The 6,941-nt window shown below is 37.4% G+C and carries 4 protein-coding genes; 3 read left to right on the forward strand and 1 reads right to left on the reverse strand.

Annotated features, from left to right (window positions below; all coding sequences use genetic code 11):
• Window positions 1-71: 71 nt before the first annotated feature.
• Window positions 72-1,679, reverse strand: coding sequence for an NAD(P)/FAD-dependent oxidoreductase (locus tag GQR53_RS17365; RefSeq protein ID WP_165744712.1), 1,608 nt, complete (start codon window positions 1,677-1,679; stop codon window positions 72-74).
• 194 nt (window positions 1,680-1,873) lie between these two features.
• On the opposite strand from GQR53_RS17365, the gene fdxA reads away from it, so the two are divergent.
• The 3 genes from fdxA to GQR53_RS17380 all read left to right on the forward strand — a co-directional run bounded on the left by fdxA (window position 1,874) and on the right by GQR53_RS17380 (window position 6,901).
• The gene (gene fdxA / locus GQR53_RS17370) at window positions 1,874-2,197 is read left to right on the forward strand and encodes a ferredoxin FdxA (protein ID WP_002958626.1); all 324 of its coding nucleotides are present in this window, start codon (window positions 1,874-1,876) and stop codon (window positions 2,195-2,197) included.
• 136 nt (window positions 2,198-2,333) lie between these two features.
• Window positions 2,334-4,577 (forward strand): carbohydrate binding family 9 domain-containing protein, encoded by a 2,244-nt coding sequence (locus GQR53_RS17375; RefSeq protein ID WP_165744714.1) that lies wholly within the window; start codon window positions 2,334-2,336, stop codon window positions 4,575-4,577.
• A 413-nt stretch (window positions 4,578-4,990) separates the two neighbouring features.
• A complete protein-coding gene (locus GQR53_RS17380) occupies window positions 4,991-6,901 on the forward strand; it encodes a bifunctional diguanylate cyclase/phosphodiesterase (RefSeq protein ID WP_165744715.1) in 1,911 nt (636 codons plus the stop codon).
• Window positions 6,902-6,941 lie beyond the last annotated feature (40 nt).

Raw genomic sequence — 6,941 nt, forward strand, 5'->3', positions numbered from 1 at the left:
CCTGTTTTCTTAATAATACTGAAATGACACAGATTTCTAAACACTACCGATAAACAGCTTAAAAAAGAGGTTTAAGCGTTTTCTAACATAGATAGTGCGACTGCTTCAGCTGCTTTAATACCATCAATACCCGCTGATAAAATACCGCCAGCGTAACCTGCGCCTTCACCTGCAGGGTAAAGCCCTTTGGTGTTAATACTTTGGAATGTTTTATCACGCTTAATACTAATAGGCGACGAAGTACGTGTTTCCACACCGGTTAATAAACCGTCGTTAGTTGAAAAACCACGAATTTGTTTATTAAACGCTGGTATCGCTTCGCGAAGGGCATCAATTGCAAATTGTGGTAACACTTTACTCAAGTCAGTTAACTTAATCCCAGGAGTGTAAGAGGGTTGTACTTCACCTAAGTCTGCAGATGATTTACCTTTTAAGAAATCTCCAATTAACTGCGCTGGTGCATCGTAGTTGCTACCACCAAGCTTATACGCTTGCTCTTCAAGTTTTCGTTGTAAGTCTATTCCAGCAAGTGGATTACCAGGGAAATCTTGCTCTGGTGATATACCTACCACAATAGCGCTGTTAGCGTTGCGCTCACTTCGTGAATATTGACTCATACCATTGGTAACAACACGGCCTTCTTCAGAGGTTGCCGCGACTACTGTGCCACCTGGGCACATACAAAAGCTGTAAACCGTGCGGCCATTGTCGCAGTGATGCACAAGTTTATAATCGGCAGAGCCTAAAATTGGGTTTCCTGCATTTGTGCCAAAACGACATTCATCGATCATTGATTGTTTATGTTCGATTCTAAAACCGACTGAGAATGGCTTTGCTTCAACATAAATCCCTTTTTTGTGGATCATATCAAACGTGTCACGTGCGCTGTGGCCAACGGCTAATACAACATGGCGAGTGTTTAGCTGCTCGCCATTTGAAAGCGTTAAACCTGTTACTTGCCCGTCGTCTAAATGAATATCGTCAACACGTGTGCTAAAGCGAATTTCGCCGCCAAGCTCTATTATACGAGCGCGCATTTTTTCAATCATGGTGACAAGTTTAAACGTACCAATGTGTGGCTTACTTACGTATAAAATTTCATCGGGTGCGCCTGCTTCTACAAATTCAGTAATGACTTTTCGGCCATAATGCTTTGGATCTTTTACTTGGCTGTATAACTTACCGTCTGAGAATGTACCTGCGCCACCTTCACCAAATTGTACATTTGATTCTGTATTAAGTGTGCGTTTACGCCAAAAGCCAAACGTGTCTTTTGTACGTTCACGTACTTCTTTACCGCGCTCTAATATAATGGGTTTAAAGCCCATTTGAGCAAGTAATAAGCCCGCAAATAAACCACAAGGACCAAAACCAATCACGACAGGGCGCTCTTTGATATTATTGTTAGCTTGGGCTACAAATTTATAACTTGTGTCTGGTGCTACTTTTACATGCTGGTCTTTTTCAAATGCTGCGAGTAGCTCGGCTTCGTTATCAACTTCTATATCGAGTGTATAAATAAGTAAAATAGCTGATTTTTTACGTGCATCATAACCACGTTTAAACACATTAAAACTGTGCAATTGTTCAGGTTGGATTTTTAGTTTATTTACAATTGCTTGACCAATTGCGTCTTCGTCATGATCAAGTGGCAGCTTTATTTCGGTTAAACGTATCATTTATATCTCTTTTAGGTGTCATAGCGGGGTATTATTACCGCTCACAATAAGGGGATGCAGGGCACAACGAGTGTGCAAACATTAGGCGCGCATTTTACGTTAAAATAGCCTGATATGGCACTTATTTATTGTATTTTTGGGGTGGATGGGTATGATCCACAACTGTTGTTCAAAATCTTAGGTATTAAAATAGTATGGCGTTTGTTGTCACCGAAAATTGTATAAAATGTAAGTACACCGATTGCGTATCAGTGTGCCCAGCAGATGCATTTTTTGAAGGCCCTAATTTTTTAGCAATTAGCCCGATTGATTGTATTGATTGTGGTTTATGTGTCCCTGAGTGTTCAGCTGATGCGATATACCAAGAAGATGAGCTACCAGAGTCTCAAAAAGAGTTTACTGAATTAAATGCTGAACTTGCACTGGTCTGGCCGCGCATTACAGAGGTTAAACCTGCACCAGAGGACGCTGATGTATGGAATGGCATAGACGATAAGCTTAAACTACTCGAAACATAATACATAACAATTAGTTACTCCTATATCATTAAATAGTTAATTTTTAATTTCAAAGTATTAACAAATGTACCTGGATAAATTACAATCCTCAGCTTAAGTTGCTCCTTATGAGTAATTACAGTCTAAATGGATGTTTATGCAGTACTTTATAACTATAATAAAAAAGTTTACCTTCCTATTTTTAAGTTTTGCTTTATTACTTTCAAGCCTTGATGTAGCGGCTAAAAAACAGCAAGTATCCTTATCCCGTATTGATTCAAATATCACCGTTGATGGTGTTATGGATGAAGCGCACTGGCAAAATGCAACACGTGTATCTTTACTCTACCAAGATGAGCCTAACGAAAAAGGCACTCCTCCTGTAAAAACTGATGCCTTTATTTACGAAGATGGCACTAACTTATATGTTGGTTTTATTGCTGAGGATCCTAACCCTGAGCAAATTCGTGCATCACTTCGTGACCGCGATACGCTATGGGAAGACGACGTCGTTATTCTTGTTATTGATACATTTAATGATGAACGCAGTGGTTATGAATTCCATGTTAACCCGCTGGGCGCGCAAGGCGATATACGAATGACCGACAACGATGGGTGGAGTTCTGATACCTCATGGAATGCTATTTGGGATAGCGCAGGACAAATTAACGACAAAGGTTATGTTGTTGAAATGCGTATTCCTTTTAAAGCACTGCGTTTTCCTGAAAATAAAAATGAGCTAACGTGGGGTTTTTCTGTAATGAGAAACTACCAACGTGATGTGCTATATCAGCTATCAAATATGGGGTTTGATAGAAATGTGAAATGCAGCCTTTGCCAGTTTGATAAGTTAGTTGGATTTAGTGACATTGAATCAAGTAAAAATATCCAATTAACACCTACATTAACCACACTGCGTAACGATAATAAATCCGCGTTGCCAGGTGATTGGGATAAGGGTGATATAGATACTGAAGTGGGCTTAGATTTACGCTGGGGTTTAACAAAAGATGCTGTTTTAAACGCGACAATTAATCCTGATTTTTCGCAAGTAGAAACTGACTCTTTAGAGCTTGATGTAAATACAACCTTTTCAATTTATTACGCTGAAAAACGTCCTTTCTTTTTAGATGGTGCTTCTTACTTTAAAAGTAGCTTATTTGAGCTTTTATATACACGTACAATTGCAGAGCCTACTTTAGGTGCAAAGCTGACGGGTAAAACGGGTGATCATAGTTATGCGCTAATGCTAGCTGATGACGACAATAGTAATATTTTACTGCCAACGAATCAGGGCTCTGGCTTTGCAAGCTTAAACGAAAAAACGAATGCAGCCGCAGGGCGTTATCAATATGACTTAGGTCAGCAAGGTACTATTGGTATTTCAAGCACGCACAGAGAAAGTGATGATTATCACAACACTGTATTATCAGTGGATGGTAGCTACTGGTTTAATCAATCGGATACTCTTTTGTATCAAGTGTCATCTGCTGATACTCGTAACTCTGAATTTTTAATTCAAAACTATAACTTATCTGAAACTCAATCAGATGAAGCTTATGCTCTAGAATTTACCCGCGATAAACGTGATTACAAATTATTTGCATCTTATGAAAATATTGGGCAGGACTACCGCACTGATTTAGGTTATCAAGCTAAAGTCGATTATGAAAAAGTAGGCTTTGGTGGCGGACAAACATGGTACAGAGATGAGTCTGATTTACTTACCTCATGGTCATACGAAGCTGGCTGGGATAAAACGTGGGCGCAAAATGGCGACTTACTTGAAGAAGAATACGAAGGCTTTTTGAGTTTTAAAGGCCAAAAACAATCTATTTTTGAAATTGGTTTAGTACACCGTTATGAAAATTATAATGACAATTTTTATAATCAAAATATTGGTTACATTTATACGGGCTTTAAACCCACTAAAGATTTAAAGTTATCATTATATGTTGAATACGCTAGCCGCATTGATTATGCAAATGAGCAATTAGGCGACGCGTTTGACACCCAAACCCAAATGGTGTGGGACATTAACGACCATTGGCAGCTCGATGTAAAATATAACTACAGCCAATTAGATAACCCACAAGGGGAGCGTGTATTTACAGCTAACTTAGTTGATTTTAGGCTTCATTATAAATTTAGTATGCGTTCAATCCTTAAGCTTATTTTACAATTTGAAGATATTGATAGAGACGAAAATGCCTACTTTTATCAAGTTAGCCAAATTAACAAAGACTATGGTAGTCAGCTTGTTTACTCATATAAAATTAATGCGCAAACACTGTTTTATTTGGGTTACTCAGATAGAGGTTACCAAGACGATTCACTTAAAAATATTGAGCGAGATCAGCGTACCTTATTTACAAAAGTTAGCTATGCATGGCAGCTTTAAATTTTAATAATAACAGTACTAGCGATGATTTTTAACTAGTTTGAGTAGCAATGCATCATGCGCAAGAATAATTTTTAAATGATGTACGACAGCGGAGCAAATGCGATAAAGGTTGAGTAAATATAAGTACTTAAAGCTGTAGTGGTGAGGCATAGATTAATGCGGCAAAAAAAACGACAAAGCTTATATACCGAATGTATTAAATTTTAAACAATTAAAACGTTTTTTTTATTTTTATTAATCCCACCTATACTAGTATGTAGATATAGTTAGTTAATCCATTATAGTTACAATTTTTTGTTATTCTAATGGCTTAGGATTATATCAATGCTTGCGTAGTACTAAATGCAAGCGATATAATCCGTTTTTGGTAATAGGTTTGATAGGAGAAGCAAAATAGATGGATTTTTTTTATGAATAAACTTAAGCCGCTCGGTTTTATTTTCTTAATCATAGTTCTATTTTGTTTCTGCATAAACATAGAGTTAACTAATCAGATCAACCGTATAAATCTATTTCAGACTAATATTGATATACGAAGTTTCGAGATCACGAATACCTCCCTTGATATGGCTCCTTGGTATAATCCCATTTTAAATGGCCATTATATAATTGAGCAGCCAACAGCTGATTTTTTACTTATCAAAACCACTGATACCCAATTTGTAGCAGCTGATTCTAATAAGTTAATCATGATGACGCTCGCATCACCCATGAACTTTTTATTTTTATGTATATTGATATTTGGCTCAGGTATCTACTTACGTAGAGAACGTAGAAAACGTCATTATAAAAATCAAATAGCGGAGCTTAACCGCCAAGCCAATAGTTTACTTACGGCATTTAATTTACAAGTTACGCCACCAGAGAATCCTATGGGTGTAAGCAGCTTAAGCCAATCTATAAATAGCTTAAATTCACATGTAGTTAATTATGTAAAACAAACTCAAACAAGTATTTGTCAAGATAAACTGACGCAGTTAATTGACCGCCATGCATATATTGAACACATAGACAGACAAATAAATCATGCTAATCAGGAAGATCTCAAATGTGCGCTTCTATTTATCGACTTGGATGGCTTTAAACAAGTAAATGATTCGTTTGGCCACAGTTTTGGTGATGAAATATTAGTTCAAGTGGCCAGTCGACTTGCAAATGTTTTACGTCACCATAAGTTAAGTAATATTAATAGCGCTAATCAATTAGAGCAAAACTTATCAAGATTAGGTGGAGATGAATTCTCCATATTTATAGAACTACTTGATGATAGCGACAGAGTTGTTGACATAGCGAAGCACGTGCTAAGTGAGCTTGAAAAAGACTTTGTGCTTGGCAATAAAATAGTCAAAATTAGTGCCAGTATTGGTATCGCGGCTTACCCAGAAAGTGCGTCAACCCCACAAGCACTTTTACAATTAGCTGATGTTGCTATGTACAGAGCTAAGAGCGATGGTAAAGGAATATTTAAAGTTTACTCGCCAGAAATGGGTAACAAAATGCGCCGTTATCATTATTTACTCGAAGAATTGCGTTTAGCGCTCGCGTGTAAAGATTTTTACTTATCTTTTCAGCCAATTGTACATGTTGAAGATTGTATGATTGATTATTTTGAAGCGCTTGCACGCTGGGACCACCCAGTTGAGGGTATGATCCCACCTTCAGAATTTATTCCAATAGCAGAAGAGTCTAATTTAATATTAGAGCTTGGCGATTGGATTATGCTTGAATCGTGTCGGCAAATGGCCGCATGGCATAATGCAGGTATGCGCAAAGTAAAAATATCAGTTAACGTTTCGGGCATTCAGTTAAAGCACCGTGATATTTATGATTGGATAATGAAGAAGCTAAAAAAAACCGGCTTACCGGCGACGTCTCTAATGCTTGAAATTACCGAATCAACATTTATTCAAGCCAGCCCTAGAATAATCAAAGAGCTAAGTAGATTAAGAGAAGAAGGCATCACTATTGCAATTGATGACTTTGGTACAGGTTTTAGCTCGTTAAGTACATTAGCGGATTTACCAATTGATGTTATTAAAATTGATCGCTCGTTTATAGCTCAAGCCAATAAAAGCCAAAAATACAATGATATATTAAATACAATTAGTGAACTTGGACAGAAGCTGGGCCTTAAAATTGTAGCTGAAGGCGTTGAAGAAATAGGGCAGTTTGAGCTTGTTAAAAAAATGGGGGTGAGCTCTGTTCAGGGGTATTTAGTAAGCCGACCTGAGTCATCAGCTAATGTAGGCAATAAAGTATTACGTAATAACACCAGTAATCTTTCTGCATCGGGTACAAGTGCGTGGGATATTGTTAGTTAGTTAGTTAGTTAGTTAGTTAGTTAGTTAGTTAGTTAGTTAG

It is taken from the genome of Pseudoalteromonas sp. Z9A6, assembly GCF_011378805.1.
Lineage (GTDB): Bacteria > Pseudomonadota > Gammaproteobacteria > Enterobacterales > Alteromonadaceae > Pseudoalteromonas > Pseudoalteromonas distincta.